Source organism: Luteimonas wenzhouensis (assembly GCF_007859305.1).
Classification (GTDB): domain Bacteria; phylum Pseudomonadota; class Gammaproteobacteria; order Xanthomonadales; family Xanthomonadaceae; genus Luteimonas; species Luteimonas wenzhouensis.
Window position 1 is genome coordinate 567,713 of record NZ_VOHE01000001.1, and the last position, 15,744, is coordinate 583,456.

Annotated in this window: 12 protein-coding genes; 6 read left to right on the top strand and 6 right to left on the bottom strand. The window is 72.1% G+C overall.

The features are described 5' to 3' along the window. Positions 1–206: 206 nt before the first annotated feature. Positions 207–1,910 carry a sodium:solute symporter family protein gene (locus tag FQY79_RS02595; RefSeq protein ID WP_146310451.1) on the top strand — a complete coding sequence of 568 codons (1,704 nt, stop codon included), beginning with the start codon at positions 207–209 and terminating at the stop codon, positions 1,908–1,910. Beyond that, positions 1,907–2,038, top strand: coding sequence for a putative transporter small subunit (locus FQY79_RS15465; protein WP_222434231.1), 132 nt, complete (start codon positions 1,907–1,909; stop codon positions 2,036–2,038). Before FQY79_RS02595 ends, FQY79_RS15465 begins: the two co-directional genes overlap by 4 nt. A 20-nt stretch (positions 2,039–2,058) precedes the next feature. Here FQY79_RS15465 and FQY79_RS02600 read toward each other — a convergent pair whose 3' ends face one another. From FQY79_RS02600 to aspS, 3 genes are all read right to left on the bottom strand, one after another. Next, positions 2,059–2,706, bottom strand: a complete 648-nt coding sequence (locus tag FQY79_RS02600; protein WP_146310453.1) for an esterase/lipase family protein — start codon at positions 2,704–2,706, stop codon at positions 2,059–2,061. Continuing rightward, positions 2,703–3,221, bottom strand: a complete 519-nt coding sequence (locus tag FQY79_RS02605) for a GNAT family N-acetyltransferase (RefSeq protein ID WP_146310455.1) — start codon at positions 3,219–3,221, stop codon at positions 2,703–2,705. The genes FQY79_RS02600 and FQY79_RS02605 overlap by 4 nt, the downstream gene beginning before the upstream one ends. Positions 3,222–3,344: 123 nt before the next feature. Continuing rightward, complete coding sequence (gene aspS / locus FQY79_RS02610; protein ID WP_146310457.1) at positions 3,345–5,105, bottom strand: aspartate--tRNA ligase; 1,761 nt, start codon at positions 5,103–5,105, stop codon at positions 3,345–3,347. A gap of 223 nt (positions 5,106–5,328) precedes the next feature. Here aspS and FQY79_RS02615 point away from each other — a divergent pair, with 223 nt between their 5' ends. Then, positions 5,329–7,422: a phosphoglycerol transferase I gene (locus FQY79_RS02615; protein WP_146310459.1), complete on the top strand. Its 2,094-nt coding sequence runs from the start codon at positions 5,329–5,331 to the stop codon at positions 7,420–7,422. A 40-nt stretch (positions 7,423–7,462) separates the two neighbouring features. Here FQY79_RS02615 and FQY79_RS02620 read toward each other — a convergent pair whose 3' ends face one another. The 3 genes from FQY79_RS02620 to FQY79_RS02630 all read right to left on the bottom strand — a co-directional run bounded on the left by FQY79_RS02620 (position 7,463) and on the right by FQY79_RS02630 (position 10,505). Next, on the bottom strand, positions 7,463–7,792 hold the full coding sequence (locus FQY79_RS02620; RefSeq protein ID WP_146310461.1) for an FmdB family zinc ribbon protein: 330 nt from the start codon (positions 7,790–7,792) through the stop codon (positions 7,463–7,465). A gap of 110 nt (positions 7,793–7,902) precedes the next feature. Next, on the bottom strand, positions 7,903–8,595 hold the full coding sequence (locus FQY79_RS02625) for a hypothetical protein (protein ID WP_146310463.1): 693 nt from the start codon (positions 8,593–8,595) through the stop codon (positions 7,903–7,905). Positions 8,596–8,651: 56 nt separating this feature from the next. After that, positions 8,652–10,505, bottom strand: a complete 1,854-nt coding sequence (locus FQY79_RS02630) for an ABC-F family ATP-binding cassette domain-containing protein (RefSeq protein ID WP_146310464.1) — start codon at positions 10,503–10,505, stop codon at positions 8,652–8,654. A 150-nt stretch (positions 10,506–10,655) separates the two neighbouring features. Between FQY79_RS02630 and FQY79_RS02635 the strand changes: the two genes are divergently transcribed. From FQY79_RS02635 to FQY79_RS02645, 3 genes are all read left to right on the top strand, one after another. Next, positions 10,656–13,055 (top strand): TonB-dependent receptor plug domain-containing protein, encoded by a 2,400-nt coding sequence (locus FQY79_RS02635; protein ID WP_146310466.1) that lies wholly within the window; start codon positions 10,656–10,658, stop codon positions 13,053–13,055. Between the two features lie 146 nt (positions 13,056–13,201). Continuing rightward, entirely contained in the window at positions 13,202–14,956 is a 1,755-nt protein-coding gene (ybaL, locus tag FQY79_RS02640) for a YbaL family putative K(+) efflux transporter (protein ID WP_146310468.1), read from the top strand. A gap of 63 nt (positions 14,957–15,019) precedes the next feature. After that, complete coding sequence (locus FQY79_RS02645; protein ID WP_186759706.1) at positions 15,020–15,742, top strand: SIR2 family NAD-dependent protein deacylase; 723 nt, start codon at positions 15,020–15,022, stop codon at positions 15,740–15,742. Positions 15,743–15,744 lie beyond the last annotated feature (2 nt).

Genomic DNA, 15,744 nt, shown 5'->3' on the forward strand with positions numbered 1-15,744 from the left:
GTCCGCGACCGGTGCCCAGCCACCGTCCCGGCGCCCCCCGGCGGCCACGCCGCCGGCCCATGGCATCTTCGTCGATGCCGCGCCCAAGCAGCCGCAGACAGGCTGCCCCCCATGGCCCGGAAGGGCCCCCAACCCGGCGGGATGACCCGCACGGGCGGCATTTGTTCGTCCGCGCAGGCATCCGGCCCCAGGACCGCTGCAATCCCATGCAACAGACCGGAATCCACCAGCTCGGCACCTCCACCGCGCTCCTGCTCATGGTCGGCTTCTACGTCGCGACCTTCCTGCTCTCGCTCACCATCGTCCGGCGCAAGGAGAACGTCGACGCCTACATGGTCTCCAACAGCGCCATCGGCTTCGGCATGGCCGCCGCCAGCATGATGGCGACCTGGATCTGGGCCGCCTCGTTCTTCGCCAGCGCCACCTCCGGCTACCGCTACGGCCTCTCCGGCCCGATCCACTACGGGCTGTGGGGCGCGCTGATGATCCTGTTCATCTACCCGTTCGGCCGGCGCTTCCGCGAACTCGCGCCGCGCGCCCACACCCTCGCCGAGATCCTGCATGCCCGCCACGGCACGTCCAGCCAGATGGTCATGGCGATTTCCAACATCGTCGGCAGCTGCATCAGCCTGATGGTCAACTTCAGCGCCGCCGGCGCGCTGGTGGCGGTGCTCACGCCGCTGTCGTTCACCCATGGCGTGCTGATCGCCGGGACCGGGGTGCTGGCCTACACGCTGTGGTCGGGCTTCCGCGCTTCGGTGATGACCGATTTCGCCCAGCTGGTGGCGATGGTGGTCGCGGCCGCGGTGCTGATCCCGATGGTGTATTTCAACGCCGGCGGCAGCACCCTGCTCGAACAGGGCATGGCGAACCTGACCAGCGAGCAGGCCGACTTCTTCTCGACCACCGCCTTCCTCGAGCAGGGCGCGCCCTACCTGGTGGCGGTGCTGGCCTACGCGATCGGCAACCAGACCATCGCCCAGCGCCTGTTCGCGGTGCGCCAGGACCTGATCAAGCCCACCTTCATCACCGCCACCGTCGGCTACGGCGCGGTGGTCATCGGCCTGGGCATGCTCGGCCTGCTGGCGCTGTTCGCCGGGATCACCCCGCTCGAGGGCGACAGCAACAACCTGATCCCGCAGATGGCCTCGCAGTACCTCCCGCCGTTCGCGATCGGGCTGTTCTTCATCCTGGTCGTGGGCTCGCTCTCGTCCACCGCCGACTCCGACCTGTCCGCCCTGTCGGCGATCATGATGACCGATGTCTACGGCAAGCACCTGGCGGGCAAGCGGCCGAACCCCAGGATCATGCTGCTGGTGGGCCGGGTCACCATGATCGTGGCGACGATGATCGGCATCATCTTCGCCAGCCTGCGCCTGGACATCCTGGTGGTGCTGGTGTTCGTCGGCGCGCTGTGGGGCGCGATCGTGTTCCCGGTGATCGCCAGCTTCTACTGGGACCGGGTGGACAACCGCGCGTTCTCCTGGTCGGTGGCGGTGGCCGTGACCCTGTTCTGCCTGGTCCGGTTCCAGGTCGTGCCGCTGGACGGTGCCTTCGGCTACCTGGTCGAGGGCATCGCGCTGGTCGGCTCGGGCGTGGTCGCCGGGCTGATGGCGTTCGGTTTCTTCGGCCGCCGCGCCGGCCTGGCGGTCGGCGCCGCCACCATCCTGGGGCTGTCGACGATCGTGTTCGGCGCCCTGCGCGACTACATCCCGCTGGTGGCCGCCCTGGTCGCCTACGGCGCCAGCGCCGTCGTGTGCACCGCCCTGAGCCTGCGCAGCAAGGAGCGGTTCGACTTCGCCCTGCTCGACGAGCGGGTGCGCAACTTCCAGGAATCCGCCTTCGACCGTGCCGGCGCGAAGGACCGCGGTACCACCTCCGCCGGCGCCATCCCGGAGCCGCGCGCATGAACACCACCCTGCTTTCGATCTACATCCTGATCTGGCCGGCGCTGGCCATGGGCGTGCTGGTGCTGCTGTGCGTGGCCCTGGTGCGCGACATCCTGGCGGCACGCAGGAAGGGCACCGACCTGGTCTGACCTGCGGGGCGCGGCGCCGGCTATGCGCCGGGCGCCGCGCGGTCGAAGCGGCCGGTAGCCAGGAAGCGGCCCGCCTGCCGCGCCACCTCGCGAGAGAGGACCATGCCCATGTGGCTCACCGGCAGCACCAGGTGGTCGGCCAGGGCCGGCGTGCGCGTCTCGGCCACCGCCACGGTGCCGTCGTGTTCGCCCTGGAAGCGACCGAACCACTGGCCCATCCCGTGCGGCGAGGAGCCGGCGATCATCCCCACCTCGAACCGGTCGGGCCAGGTCATGCAGCCATTGATCAGGAGTTCGGCGCTGTGGCCGAAGTACAGCCGCGACAGCGGCAGCCTGGCCAATCCGGCTGCCGCGCCGCTGCCGCACAGCGGCGAGCCCAGGCACAGTACCCGGGCCACCGGCACGTGCGGATCCACGCACAGCGCTTGCACCGCGACCAGCCCGCCCAGGCTGTGGCCGACCACGTGCGCGGGCCCGCCCCGGCGCAGGTGGGCGAGCAGGCGGTCGATGGCCGCCTGCGGCGTCGCGGCCACGCTGCGGTAGCCCAGCACCTCGGGCTCGAAGCCCTGGGCGCGCAGGCGCCCGGCCAGCGGGCGCATGCTCACCGCGGCCATCCAGATGCCGTGCAGCAGCACCACGCGGCGGATCGCGGGCGGCGGCCGGCTCATCGCGGCGGCCGGCGCAGGATGAACTCGAGGTCGCGCACCGTGCCCACGGGGAACAGGTACTCGCCCACCCTGGCGAATCCGCGGCGCTGGTAGAAGCGCTGCGCCCCGGCATTCTCCGACCAGACGCCCACCCACAGCGTGCGCGGCCCGTCGCGCAGCAGCCAGTCCATCGCCGCGTCCATCAGCTTCCCGCCGAGGCCGCCCGACTGGTAGTCGCGCAGCACGTACAGGCGCTTGATCTCGCCGTCGCCGGGCGCGACCTCCGGATGCGGCAGGCCGCACGGCCCGGCGGCGACATGGCCGACCGCCACGCCGTCGTCCTCCAGCAGCCAGACGCCGTAGCGCGGATCGGACAGGATCGTGCGCTGGCGCCCGACGGCGTAGGACTCGCGCAGGAACGCGTCCAGGTCTTCCGGCGGGTACAGGTGGCCGAAGGTTTCGGTGAACGTGCGCGCGGCCAGCGTGGAGAGCGTGCTGGCGTCGTCGACGCCGGCGCGGCGGATCTCAAGCGGCATTGGACGGCCCCCACCCCGGCCCTCCCCCGCACGCGGGGGAGGGAGTCGAGACACGGCTGCCGCCGCTCCTGCCGGGCCGGACGGGTTGGGGTGGGCGCACCGCCACCGCGACCACCGACGCCATCAGCCCTGCGGCCGCACCTGCACATGCACCTCGGCCAGCTGCTCGTCCGGGATCGGCGAGGGCGCGCCGGTCATCAGGCACTGCGCGGAGGTGGTCTTGGGGAAGGCGATCACGTCGCGGATCGAGTCGGTGCCCGCCATCAGTGCCGCGATCCGGTCGATGCCGAAGGCGATGCCGCCATGCGGCGGCGCGCCGTAGCGCAGCGCCTCGAGCAGGAAGCCGAACTTGAGTTCGGCCTCCTCCCGGCCGATGCCCAGCAGCTCGAACACCGCCGACTGCATCGAGGCGCGGTGGATGCGGATCGAGCCGCCGCCGATCTCGTTGCCGTTGAGCACCATGTCATAGCCGCGCGAGACCGCCGTGGCGGCATTGGCGCGCAGGTCGGCCTCGTCGTCCACCGCCGGCGCGGTGAAGGGATGGTGCAGGGCCACGTAGCGCTGCGCCTCCTCGTCCCACTCGAACATCGGGAAGTCGGTGATCCACAGCGGGCGCCAGCCCTCCTCGACCAGGCCGAAGTCCCGGCCGGCCTTGAGCCGCACCGCGCCCATGAACTCGCTGACGGTGGAGTACCTGCCGGCGCCGAAGAACACGATGTCGCCGTTGCCGGCGCCCACGTGCGCCAGCAGTGCGGAGAACGCGGCCGCGTCGAAAAACTTCTGGATCGGCGAACTCACCTCGCCGCCCTCGCCGATCTTCGCCCAGGCCAGCCCCTTGGCCCCGAACTTCGCCGCGTGCGCGGCGTACTCGTCGATCTGCTTGCGCGACAGCGACGCGCCGCCCGGGATGCGCAGCGCGGCGACGCGGCCGCCGGCCTCGCTGGCCGGGCCGGCGAACACGGCGAAGCCGCAGTCCTTCACCAGCTCCGCCACGTCCACCAGCTCCAGCGCGATGCGCAGGTCCGGCTTGTCCGAGCCGTAGCGGCGCATGGCCTCGGCGTAGGTCATGCGCGGGAACGGATCGGCCAGCTCGACCCCGGCGACCTCGCGGAACACCTCGCGCATCATCGCCTCGACCGTGTCCTGCACGTCGCGCTCGGACACCCAGGCGAACTCCATGTCGAGCTGGGTGAACTCGAGCTGGCGGTCGGCGCGCAGCGCCTCGTCGCGGAAGCAGCGCGCGATCTGGTAGTAGCGGTCGAAGCCCGCCATCATCAGGATCTGCTTGAACAGCTGCGGCGACTGCGGCAGGGCGTAGAACTCGCCGGGGTGCATGCGCGCCGGGACCAGGAAGTCGCGCGCGCCCTCGGGCGTGGCCTTGGTCAGGATCGGGGTCTCGATGTCCTGGAAGCCGCGCGCGTCGAGCCAGCGGCGCAGCGCCGCGACCAGCTTCGTGCGGGTGCGCATCTTGCGCTGCATGTCCGGGCTGCGCAGGTCGAGGTAGCGGTACCTGAGGCGGATGTCCTCGCCCGGGTTCTCGTGGTGGTGGAACGGCAGCGGATCGGCCTTGTTCAGCACCTCGATGCGCTCGGCCACCACTTCCACCTGGCCGGTGCGGATCTTCGCGTTCACCGAATGGCGGCGGCGCACGGTGCCGGTGACGCGCAGGCAGTCCTCGTAGCCCACCTGTTCGGCCACGGCCAGGACCTCGGCGTTGCCGGCGGCGTCCGAGGGCTCGGCCACCACCTGGACGATGCCCTCGTGGTCGCGCAGGTCGATGAAGCACACGCCCCCCAGGTTGCGGGCGACGTCGGCCCAGCCGCACAGGGTCACGGTCTGCCCGATCAACGATTCGTCGACCAGGCCGCAGAGATGGCTACGCATGGAACGCAAACTCCGGGGAAGCGGTCCACCCGGCGGCGGCCGGGAAACCCGCGAGTGAAAACCCGCAAGTCTAGACGCTCGCGGCCCGGCTTGCCGCCTCCGGACCTGCTGGCCAAGCCGCGCGCAGGGGCGCGCCCGACTGCCCATTCAGCAATATGACAGCACGATGGCAATAGGTTCGAACCCCGCACCGCCCGGTCCCCAGCCCGAGAACCCACGCCGCATGCCCGTCATCCTGCTGCTCTGGTTGCTGTTGCTGGCCTGCCTGGTCGTGGCCGCGGACCGGCTGGCCTGGGCACGCGCGGCCCTGCTCAGCCTGCTGCTGCTGGCCCTGAGCGCCTGGTGGCTGGTCGACCGGATCAGCGGCGACGGCATCAACGCCGCGACCCTCTACCACCTGCAGGCCGGGCTGGAAGGCGCCGGCGTGGCCGGGTTCAGCGCCGATCTGTGGCGGTTCGGCGGGCTGGTGCTGCTCTCGCTCGCCCCGCTGGTCCTGGCCGCGGTGCGCGGCCGTCTGCCGCGGCTGCGCGGTCGCCGCGCCGCCGCGGGGGTGAGCGCCGCCTTCGCCGCGGCGTTCGTGGCCGCCATCGTGGCCAGTCCCCTGCACCACGACGTGCTCCGGCTGCAGCGCCAGCTGGCCCCGGCCGACGGGCGCAGCGTCGCCACCGAGTACCGCCCTCCGTCCGGCACGCTGGAGCGGCCGAAGAACATCGTCTGGATCTACGGCGAAAGCCTGGAGCGCACCTACCTCGACCAGGACGCATTCCCGGGGCTGATGCCGGAGCTGGCGCGCCTGGTCGCGCAGGGCCTGGATTTCCGCGACGTCGCCTCCCCCCAGGGCACCGGCTGGACCATCGCCGGCATCGTCGCCTCGATGTGCGGGGTGCCGCTGACCGCCGCGCGCGGCGACGAGAACAGCCTGGGGCGGATGCGCGAGTTCCTGCCCGGCGCGCGCTGCCTGCCCGAGTTCCTCGCCGAGCAGGGCTACCGCAACGTGTTCCTGGGCGGCGCCGACTCCAACTTCGCGGCCAAGGGCCGGTTCCTGCGCCAGCACGGCTTCCACGAGGTGCGCGACCGCGACCACTACCTCGCCACCGGCATCGACCCCGCGCACTTCTCGCACTGGGGCCTGCACGACGACGTGCTGCTGGAAGACGCGTTCGATACCTTCATGGAACTGTCCGCGACCGGCCAGCCGTTCCTGCTCAGCGCGCTGACCATGGACACCCACCACCCCGCCGGCCACCTGCCGGTGGCCTGCCACGACCTGCGGGGCACCGGGGAGGTCGGGCTGATCGACGCCCTGGCCTGCAGCGACCGCCTGGTCTCGCGCCTGGTCGAGCGCATCCGCACCAGCCCGTACGCGGCCGACACGATCATCGTGCTGGCCTCCGACCACCTGGCCATGCCCAACGACCTCACCGCGGTGCTGCGCGACCTGCGGCGCGAGAACCTGTTGCTGTTCCTGGTCCCGGGGATGCCGGCACGGCAGTTCACGGTCCCCGGCTCGGTGCTCGACAGCGGGGCCACCCTGCTCTCGTTGCTGGATCCGCGCCACGACGCGCTTGGCTTCGGCCGCTCGCTGCTGGCGCCGGCGGCCGACGGCGGCACCCGCGCGGCCCTGGCCGGCGACGAGGCGTTCGCGCCCTACCTCGCCTACGCGCGCAGCCTGTGGACCGGCGGCGACGTGCGCACGCTGCGGGTCGAGGACGGCCAGCTGCGGATCGGACTGCAGCACGTCACCCCGCCGGTGATGGTCGAGTACGACCCGGAGTGGGGCCTGCAGGCGATCACGATGGAGGATGCGCCGCGCCAGTTCGGCCTCGACGACCCGGCCAACGTGCGCGCCTACGTCGACCGCTGCACCGCGTTCGACGACGAGGGCCTGCGCGGCGAATGGTGCGCGCTGCTGGTGGACGCCGACAACAACATGAAGCTGTTCGCGGGCGACGAACTGCGCGACGGCGTGCGCGTGGACGCGCCGCTGGAAGCGGCCACGGGGCCGCGCCCGCGGCCGCGGCGCGCGATCTGGCTGGGCGCCGAGTCCTCGCTGGTCGCGGGCGAATACCTGCTGCGGCTGCGCCCGCGCGAGTGGCCCAGCCACCCGTTCTGGCTCGAGGCGGTGTCCTCGGACGGCCGGGTGGTGGCGCGCGAATGGATCGAGCCAGACGACGGCGAGCCGCGCACGATCCGGCTGCGGATCGGGCTGGAGGAACGCATCGACGACCTGGAGATCCGCGCCTGGCTGGACTGGGCCGAATACATGGAGCTGTCGAGCCTGGCGATGGTGCGCACCGGCTCGGGTTCGCGCGGCTGAGGCCGCGCCGGGCATCGCGGCCCGGCGCGCCAGACGGGCCTCAGGCGGTAGCAGGCGCCGCACTGGAGGCGGCGTCGGCGGACCTGGCAGGCGTGTCGGCCTTGGCCTCCGGCTTGGAGGCGGCACTGCCGCCTTCGGACTTGCCACCGCCGTCGCCCGCGTCGGCGAGGTTGCGCTTGCGATCGCCGTCCTTCTTGAAATCCGTCTCGTACCAGCCCGTCCCGGCCAGCCGGAACGCGGGGGCGGTCACCTCGCGCCGGACCTGGGCACCGCCGCAGGCGGGGCAGGCCTCGGGATCGGGGTCGGAGAGCTTCTGCAGGCGATCGAAGGAATGCTCGCACTGCTCGCAGCGGAACGCATAAATGGGCATGGCAAATCCACGGAAAGCAGGGATGACGGGTGCGGCCGGGAGTCTGGGGGCCGTACGCGGGAAATCAAGCCCGGCCAGCCGCGACGCGGCGTGGCCGGCGCTGCGCGCGACTATTGCGCGGCGTCGCTGCCCCACGGCGGAGGCGGCGGATCCACCGGCCGGGTGAGATCGAACTCGACCTTGAACTCGCGACCACCCGGGCGGGTGAGTTCGTAGACAAAGCGCTGTCCCGGCTCGATCTCCATCGCCCAGGTGTTGGTGACCGAGGCCGCCAGGCCTTCGCGCTCGAACAGCGCAACCGATTCGGCGTCGACCGGGAATTCCTGCCGCTGGGCGGTGCCCGCGACGACGCTCTCGCCGCCGTACATGGTCACCGCGTCGTCGCTGCCGTCCTCGTGGCGGTGGTCGTGCTTGAGCCGCAGGCCCGGGCCCACGCGGGTGAGCACCCAGGTGCGGGAACGGTCGTCGCCGACGTGGAACGGCACCCGCAGCTCGCGTGCCGGGTCGTCGCAGCCGCGCACGTGCATCACCAGCCGCTCGGCCTCGAACGCGTCGGGCTCGGCCGGGCGCGGCTCGTTGGCCACCACCCGGCCCTCGAAGGCCTGGCCGCAGTGCGAGGCCAGCGCGGCCATGAATGCGTCGGCGGGCACTTCGGCCGCGGCGAAGCCCTCGGCGGCGGCGTCGGCCTGCTCGGCCGGATCGCCCTTGCGGCTGGCGGGGTCGGGCGCGCCGTCGAAGCGGATGCAGCCGGCCAGGGCAAGCACGAGGCCGCTGGCGGCGAGGATTCGGAAGGACGTCTGCATGGCGGCACCGTAGCCGCGCCCGGCGGGGCCTGCAAGTACGGGCCGGCGGCGCGCGCTCAACCGTACAGCGCCAGCAGTTCGTTCTCGGCCGCCTCCAGGTCGGCGTGCAGCTGCACCTGGCGCTGGCCCAGCGCGGCGGCCCGGTCTGGATCCGACCAGGTCGCCGGATCGGCCAGCGCGGCCTCCACTTCCGCCAGCGCCTGCTCGAGCTGGGCGACCTTCGCTTCGGCCTTGCCGACGCGGTGGGGGTTGGGCTTGCCCGCGGGCTTCGCCGGCGCAGGCGGCGGCACGGGCTCCGGCTCGCGCGCGGACGCGGGCGCGCGCGCCTGCTCGCCCGCCGGGCGCGCGCGCAGCCAGGCGGCGTATTCGTCCAGGTCGCCGTCGAACGGCTTGACCACGCCGTCGGACACGCGCCAGAAGGTGTCGCTGACCAGGCCGATCAGGTGACGGTCGTGCGAGACCAGCACGATCGCGCCGTCGAAGTCCGAAAGCGCCTCGGCCAGCGCCTCGCGCATGTCCAGGTCGAGGTGGTTGGTCGGCTCGTCGAGCAGCAGCACGTTGGGCTGCTTCCAGGCGATCAGCGCCAGCGCCAGGCGCGCGCGCTCGCCGCCGGAGAAGCCATCGATGCTCTCGAACGCACGGTCGCCGGGGAAGTACCACTTGCCGAGGAAGTCGCGGAAGGCCTGGGTCGGCGCGTCCGGCGAGAGTTCGCGCAGGTGGTCGATCGGCGAGGTGCCTTCCTTCAGCGACTCCACCGTGTGCTGGGCGAAGTAGCCAATGCGCAGGTCCGGGTGCGCGTAGCGCTCGCCGGCCAGCAGCGGCAGCTCGCCGACCAGCGACTTGACCAGGGTCGACTTGCCGGCGCCGTTGGGGCCGAGCAGGCCGATCCGGTCGCCGGCTTCGAGGCCGAAGCCGACGTTTTCCAGGATCCTCGCGTCCCCGCCGTAGCCGCAGGTGCCGTCGTTGATCCGCAGCAGCGCGTGCGGCAGCTTCGCCGGCGCGGGGAACTCGATCCGGAACTGGCGCTCGGCGCGCACCGCCTCGGTGCCGGCGAGCTTGGCCAGCCGCTTCATCCGGCTCTGCGCCTGGCGCGCCTTGCTGGCCTTGGCCTTGAACCGGTCGATGAACTTCTGCAGGTGGGCGCGCTCGGCCTGCTCCTTCTCGTAGGCGATCTGCTGCTGGCGCAGGTGCTCGGCGCGCTGGCGCTCGAACGCGGTGTAGTCGCCCACGTACAGCTTCGCCCTGCCGTCGTGCAGGTGCAGGGTGTGGGTGGAGACGCCGTCGAGGAACTCGCGATCGTGGCTGATCAGCAGCAGGGTGCCGGTGTAGCGCAGCAGCCACTGTTCCAGCCACAGCACCGCGTCGAGGTCGAGGTGGTTGGTGGGCTCGTCGAGCAGCAGCAGGTCGCTGGGCATCATCAGCGCGCGCGCCAGGTTCAGGCGCACGCGCCAGCCGCCAGAGAACTCGCCGACCGCGCGACGGTGGACCTCGGCCGGGAAGCCGAGCCCGTGCAGCAGCCGGCCGGCGCGCGCCTCGGCGTCGTAGCCGCCGATCTCGGCCAGCTTCTGGTGCGCGGCGGCCACCGCTTCCCAGTCCTCGCGCGCGGTGGCCTCGGCCTCGGCGCGCAGCACCGCGGCCACCTCGTCGTCGCCGCCGAGCACGAAGTCGATCGCCGGTTCGGGCAGCGCCGGCGTCTCCTGGGCCACGCTGGCGATGCGCAGCCGGTTGGGCACGTCGATGTCGCCGCGATCGGCCTCCACCTCGCCGCGGATCGCGGCGAACAGGCTCGACTTGCCGGTGCCGTTGCGCCCGACCACGCCCACCCGCCAGCCGGCGTGCAGGGCCAGGTCGACGTCGGACAGCAGCAGGCGCTCGCCCCGGCGCAGGGCGAAATTGCGGAAGGCGATCATGGGGCGCGGATTCTACCGGAGCGGGGCGCGGCCGGCCGGACTTATGAATTGCCGGCATGAGGCCGTGACGACATGCACTTTGGCCGCCCGGGACCCGGTTGCTAAGGTGGCCGGCGCAATTTCGACATCCCCCACCGCAGGAGTTCCCCCATGAGCCGGCATCCCCTTGCCCTCGCCCTCCTCGCCGCGCTGGCCACCGCCCCCGCCCTGGCCCAGGAGGCGCCCCAGGCCACGGCCGACCGCGCCAGCACGCTCGACACCATCATCGTCACCGGCACCCGCGTGGCCGACCGCACCGTGGCCGAGTCGCAGTCGCCGATCGACATCATCAGCAGCGAGGCGCTCCAGGCCACCGGCACCACGGAGCTGGCGACGGCGCTGTCGCGCGCCCTGCCCTCGCTGAACTTCCCGCGCCCGGCGCTGGTCGACGGCACCTCGGCGATCCGCCCGGCGCAGCTGCGCGGCCTCGCCCCCGACCAGGTGCTGGTGCTGGTCAACGGCAAGCGCCGCCATACCTCGTCGCTGCTCAACCTCAACGGCACCATCGGCCGCGGCTCGGCCCCGGTCGACCTCAACACCATCCCGGTCTCGGCGATCGACCGCGTGGAGGTGCTGCGCGACGGCGCCTCGGCGCAGTACGGCTCGGACGCGATCGCCGGCGTGGTCAACGTCGTGCTCAAGGGTGCGCGCCAGGGCGGCAGCCTGCAGGCCCAGTACGGCGGCTACTCCGCTGGCGACGGCAAGCAGTCGCAGCTCTCCGGCGACGCCGGCCTGGCGCTCGGCGACGACCGTGGCTTCCTGCACCTGTCGGCCCAGCTCGGCCAGCAGGACCACACCAACCGCGCGCGTCCGTTCGCCGGCACCCCCGGCCCGACCCAGCCCGAGCCCGGGCAGAAGGCGTTCGTGATCGGCGAGCCCGAGGTCGACGCCGGCGCGGTCGCCTTCAACCTCGACTATGCCTTGGGCGAGCACGTCTCGGCCTACGCCTTCGGCAGCGCCAGCAACCGCGACATCACCTCGTTCGCGTTCTTCCGCGCCCCGGGCAACCCGACCCAGAACATCCCCTCGATCTACCCCGACGGCTTCCTGCCGGAGATCAACAACATCTCCAAGGACCGCGCGATCGTCGCCGGCCTGAAGGGCTTCACCGAGGGCGGCTGGAACTGGGACCTGAGCTACAACTACGGCTACAACCACCTCGAGTTCTACACCCGCAACACCCTCAACGCGACGCTCGGCCCGGACTCGCCGACCGAGTTCTACGACGGCGCGCTCGAGACCACCCAGAACATCCTCAACCTCGATGTCAGCCGCCAGTTCGACTGGGGCCTGGCCTACCCGGCCACGCTCTCGTTCGGGCTCGAGGCCAGGAACGAGAAGTGGAACCAGTCGCCGGGCGAGTACGGCTCCTACGCCGACGCCGGCCTGGGCGTGCCGGGCGCGCCGCCCGGGGCGCAGGGCTTCGGCGGCTTCGCGCCGGAGGTCTCGGGCGCCTACGACCGCGACAGCTATGCCGCCTACGTGGGGCTGGAGGCCGACTTTACCGAGAAGTTCTCCGCCGGCGTCGCCGCCCGCTACGAGGACTTCGACGACTTCGGCAGCCAGGCCTCCGGCAAGCTCTCGGCCCGCTACGCGTTCACCGACGCGGTCGCCCTGCGCGGCACGGTGTCCTCGGGCTTCCGCGCGCCGTCGCTGGCCCAGCAGTACTTCCAGACCGTGAGCACGGTGTTCCTGCCGGGCATCCCGACCCCGTTCGAGATCCGCACCTTCCCGGCCAGCAGCGCGGTGGCCCAGGCCTTCGGCGCCGAGCCGCTGCAGCCGGAGGAATCGCTGTCCTACAGCCTGGGCCTGGTGCTGCAGCCGGCCGACGGGCTGTACCTGACGGTCGACGCCTACCAGATCGACGTCGACGACCGCATCGCGCTCTCGTCCAACCTCACCGGCGACGGCGTGCGCGCGCTGCTCGAGTCGCGCGGGATCTACGGCGTGAACGGCGGGCGCTACTTCACCAACGCGATCGACACCCGCACCCGCGGCGTGGACGTGGTCGGCACCTGGCGCGTGCCGCTGCAGGCCAGCACCCTGGACCTGACCGCCGGCTACAACCACACCAGGACCGAGATCACCCGCATCGCGCCGAACCCGGAGGAGCTGGAGGAAAGCGGGCTGAACCTTGAGCGCATCGACCGGGTCGAGATCGGCCGCATCGAGCAGGGCTTCCCGCGCAACAAGCTGCTGCTGGGCAGCGTCTGGAACGCGAGCCAGTGGACGCTGTCGGCCACCGCCACCCGCTACGGCAGCGTGCGCACCACTCCCAACAACCCGGACCTGGACCAGGAATACGGCGCCAAGTGGCTGCTCGATGTCTCGGCCAGCTACCGCCCCGACGAGCGCTGGACGCTGACCCTCGGCGCGGACAACGTGCTCGACGAGTACCCCGACGAGAACATCTTCGGCAACTCGACCAACGGCCAGTTCCCGTACAGCAACCTCTCGCCGTTCGGCTTCGGCGGCGCGTTCGTGTACGGCCGGGTGGGCTATCGCTGGTAGCGGCCCCGTCCCGCGGGCCCGGCAGCGCCGGGCCCGCGCGTCGCCGGCGCCCGGGGCGCCGGAAAACGCTTCCGGTCCCGCGGGAATTTGCCCGCAGTCGCCGCATTCGGCGACACTGCCAACCCGGAAGCGACGATCCCCGCTCGATGCACCATGACACCAGCCTGATCAGCATCGTCGCCGTTGGCCTTGCCATTGCATTCGTGCTGGGCGCCCTGGCCAACCGGTTGCGCATGTCCCCGCTGGTGGGATACCTGGCCGCGGGGATCATCGTCGGCCCATTCACCCCCGGTTTCGTCGCCGACCAGGAACTGGCCAACCAGCTGGCCGAGATCGGGGTGATGCTGCTGATGTTCGGCGTCGGCCTGCACTTCTCGCTCAAGGACCTGATGGAGGTCAAGGCGATCGCGATCCCGGGCGCGGTCGCGCAGATCACCGTGGCCACGGTACTCGGCTGGGGCCTGGCCTCGCTCCTGGGATGGCCGACCCTGCACGGGGTGGTGTTCGGCTTCGCGCTGGCCACCGCCAGCACCGTGGTGCTGCTGCGGGCGATGGAGGAACGGCGCCTGCTCGACACCACCCGCGGGCGGATCGCGGTGGGCTGGCTGATCGTCGAGGACCTGGCCTGCGTGATCGCGCTGGTGATGATGCCGGTGATGGCCGACATCTTCGTCGGCGACGACGGCGCGCCGCCGCCGACGCTGGGCGCGGTGGCCACCACGGTGCTGTGGACGATGCTCAAGGTCGCCGCGTTCGTCGCGGTGATGCTGGTGGTCGGCCGGCGGCTGATCCCGCTGCTGCTCGAGCGCATCGCCGGCACCGGCTCGCGTGAACTGTTCACGCTGTCGGTGCTTGCGATCGCGCTCGGCATCGCCTTTGGCTCGGCGCTGCTGTTCGGCGTATCGTTCGCGCTGGGCGCGTTCTTCGCCGGCATGCTGCTCAACGAGTCCGAGCTCAGCCACAAGGCGGCCAACGACTCGCTGCCGCTGCGCGATGCGTTCGCGGTGCTGTTCTTCGTCTCGGTGGGGATGCTGTTCGACCCGATGATCCTGGTACAGCGGCCGCTGGAGGTGCTGGCCACCGCGTTCATCATCCTGTTCGGCAAGTCGGCGGCGGCCTACTCCATCGTCCGCGCCTTCGGCCACCCCTCGCAGACGGCGCTGACGATCTCGGCCAGCCTCGCCCAGATCGGCGAGTTCGCCTTCATCATCGCCGGGCTCGGCGTGGCATTGGGGATGATGTCGGCCGACGAACAGTCGCTGGTGCTGGCCGGCGCGCTGATCTCGATCATGCTCAACCCGATGCTGTTCCGGCTGCTCGACCGGCGGCTGGCCCGGCAGCAGGCCGCCGCCGACGCGGCGGCCGCCGAGGCCGCCGCATCGGCGCGCGAGGACCCGGCCGAACGGCCGGCGCTGGCAGTGAAGGACCACACCATCGTGGTGGGCTACGGCCGCGTCGGCCGGCAGCTGGCGCTGCTGCTGCGCGACCGCGGCGTGCCGGTGGTGGTGGTGGAGGAGGAAGCCGACCTCACTCAGCGCGCGCGCGAGGAGGGGCTGCTGGTGGTGCGCGGCAACGTCGCCTCCGAACCGGTGATGCACGAGGCGGTGCCCGAACGCGCCAGGCTGGCGGTGTTCGCGATCCCGCGCGCGCTGGAGGCGGGCGAGACCATCGAGCGGATGAAGGCGATCAATCCGGCGCTGACCGTGCTGGCGCGCGCGCACAGCGAGGCCGAAGTGCGGCACCTGCTCGAGCACGGCGCCGACGGCGCGGTGCTGGCCGAGCGCGAACTGGCGTTCTCGCTGGCCGAGATGGTGATGTCCACGCCGCCCTACCGCCCGAAGCGCAGGCCCGACGGCGACGACGACGCGCCGCCGAGCGCACCGGTCCCCGCGGCCGCCTGATCCGGACACCGGCCGCGCGGGCGTCCACGCCCCCGGGCAACGGCACTGCAAGGAGCCACCACGTTGCGTACCGTCTTCCTCACCGGTGCGGGCATGTCCGCCGAAAGCGGCATCCCCACTTTCCGCGACGCGCTCACCGGCCTGTGGGCGCGGTTCGATGCCCAATCGCTGGCCACGCCGGAGGCGTTCCGCCGCGACCCCGCCTTGTGCTGGGGCTGGTACCGCTGGCGCGCGGCGCTCGTTCGCCGCGCCGCGCCCAACGCCGGCCACCTCGCGATCGCGGCCCACGCCGATGCCGGGCACGCGGTTGCCGTCGTCACCCAGAACGTCGACGACCTGCACGAGCGCGCCGGCGCGCGCGACGTGGTCCACCTGCACGGCAGCCTGTTCGCCTCGCGCTGCATCGACTGCGGCCACGTGGTATCGCCCGATCCGATCCTCGAGCGCCTCGACGCCGTGCCGGCCGACGGCGCGCGCGAGGCGCCCCCGCCCTGCCCGCGCTGCGGCGGCGCGTTCCGCCCCGGCGTGGTCTGGTTCGGCGAGGCGCTGCCGGAAGACGCGTGGCAGCGGGCCTGCGAAATCGTGTCCCGCTGCGCGCTGCTGGTGGTGGTCGGCACCTCGGGCCTGGTCCACCCGGCCGCCTCGCTGCCGCGGCTGGCGCGTGAATGCGGCGCACGGGTGGTGGAGATCAACCCCGTGGACAGCGCCGTGAGTGCGGTCGCGCACGAGCGGATCCGGATGCCGGCCGCGACCGGCATCCCCGTCCTGCTGGGGCGCCTGGACTGAGG

What these genes read in the sequence shown, in the direction of transcription:
- FQY79_RS02625 (WP_146310463.1), bottom strand. Translation starts at nt 8,595, where the DNA reads ATGCAGACGTCCTTCCGAATCCTCGCCGCCAGCGGCCTCGTGCTTGCC.
- FQY79_RS15465 (WP_222434231.1), top strand. Translation starts at nt 1,907, where the DNA reads ATGAACACCACCCTGCTTTCGATCTACATCCTGATCTGGCCGGCGCTG.
- aspS (WP_146310457.1), bottom strand. Translation starts at nt 5,105, where the DNA reads ATGCGTAGCCATCTCTGCGGCCTGGTCGACGAATCGTTGATCGGGCAG.
- FQY79_RS02630 (WP_146310464.1), bottom strand. Translation starts at nt 10,505, where the DNA reads ATGATCGCCTTCCGCAATTTCGCCCTGCGCCGGGGCGAGCGCCTGCTG.
- FQY79_RS02600 (WP_146310453.1), bottom strand. Translation starts at nt 2,706, where the DNA reads ATGAGCCGGCCGCCGCCCGCGATCCGCCGCGTGGTGCTGCTGCACGGC.
- ybaL (WP_146310468.1), top strand. Translation starts at nt 13,202, where the DNA reads ATGCACCATGACACCAGCCTGATCAGCATCGTCGCCGTTGGCCTTGCC.
- FQY79_RS02595 (WP_146310451.1), top strand. Translation starts at nt 207, where the DNA reads ATGCAACAGACCGGAATCCACCAGCTCGGCACCTCCACCGCGCTCCTG.
- FQY79_RS02615 (WP_146310459.1), top strand. Translation starts at nt 5,329, where the DNA reads ATGCCCGTCATCCTGCTGCTCTGGTTGCTGTTGCTGGCCTGCCTGGTC.
- FQY79_RS02605 (WP_146310455.1), bottom strand. Translation starts at nt 3,221, where the DNA reads ATGCCGCTTGAGATCCGCCGCGCCGGCGTCGACGACGCCAGCACGCTC.
- FQY79_RS02620 (WP_146310461.1), bottom strand. Translation starts at nt 7,792, where the DNA reads ATGCCCATTTATGCGTTCCGCTGCGAGCAGTGCGAGCATTCCTTCGAT.
- FQY79_RS02635 (WP_146310466.1), top strand. Translation starts at nt 10,656, where the DNA reads ATGAGCCGGCATCCCCTTGCCCTCGCCCTCCTCGCCGCGCTGGCCACC.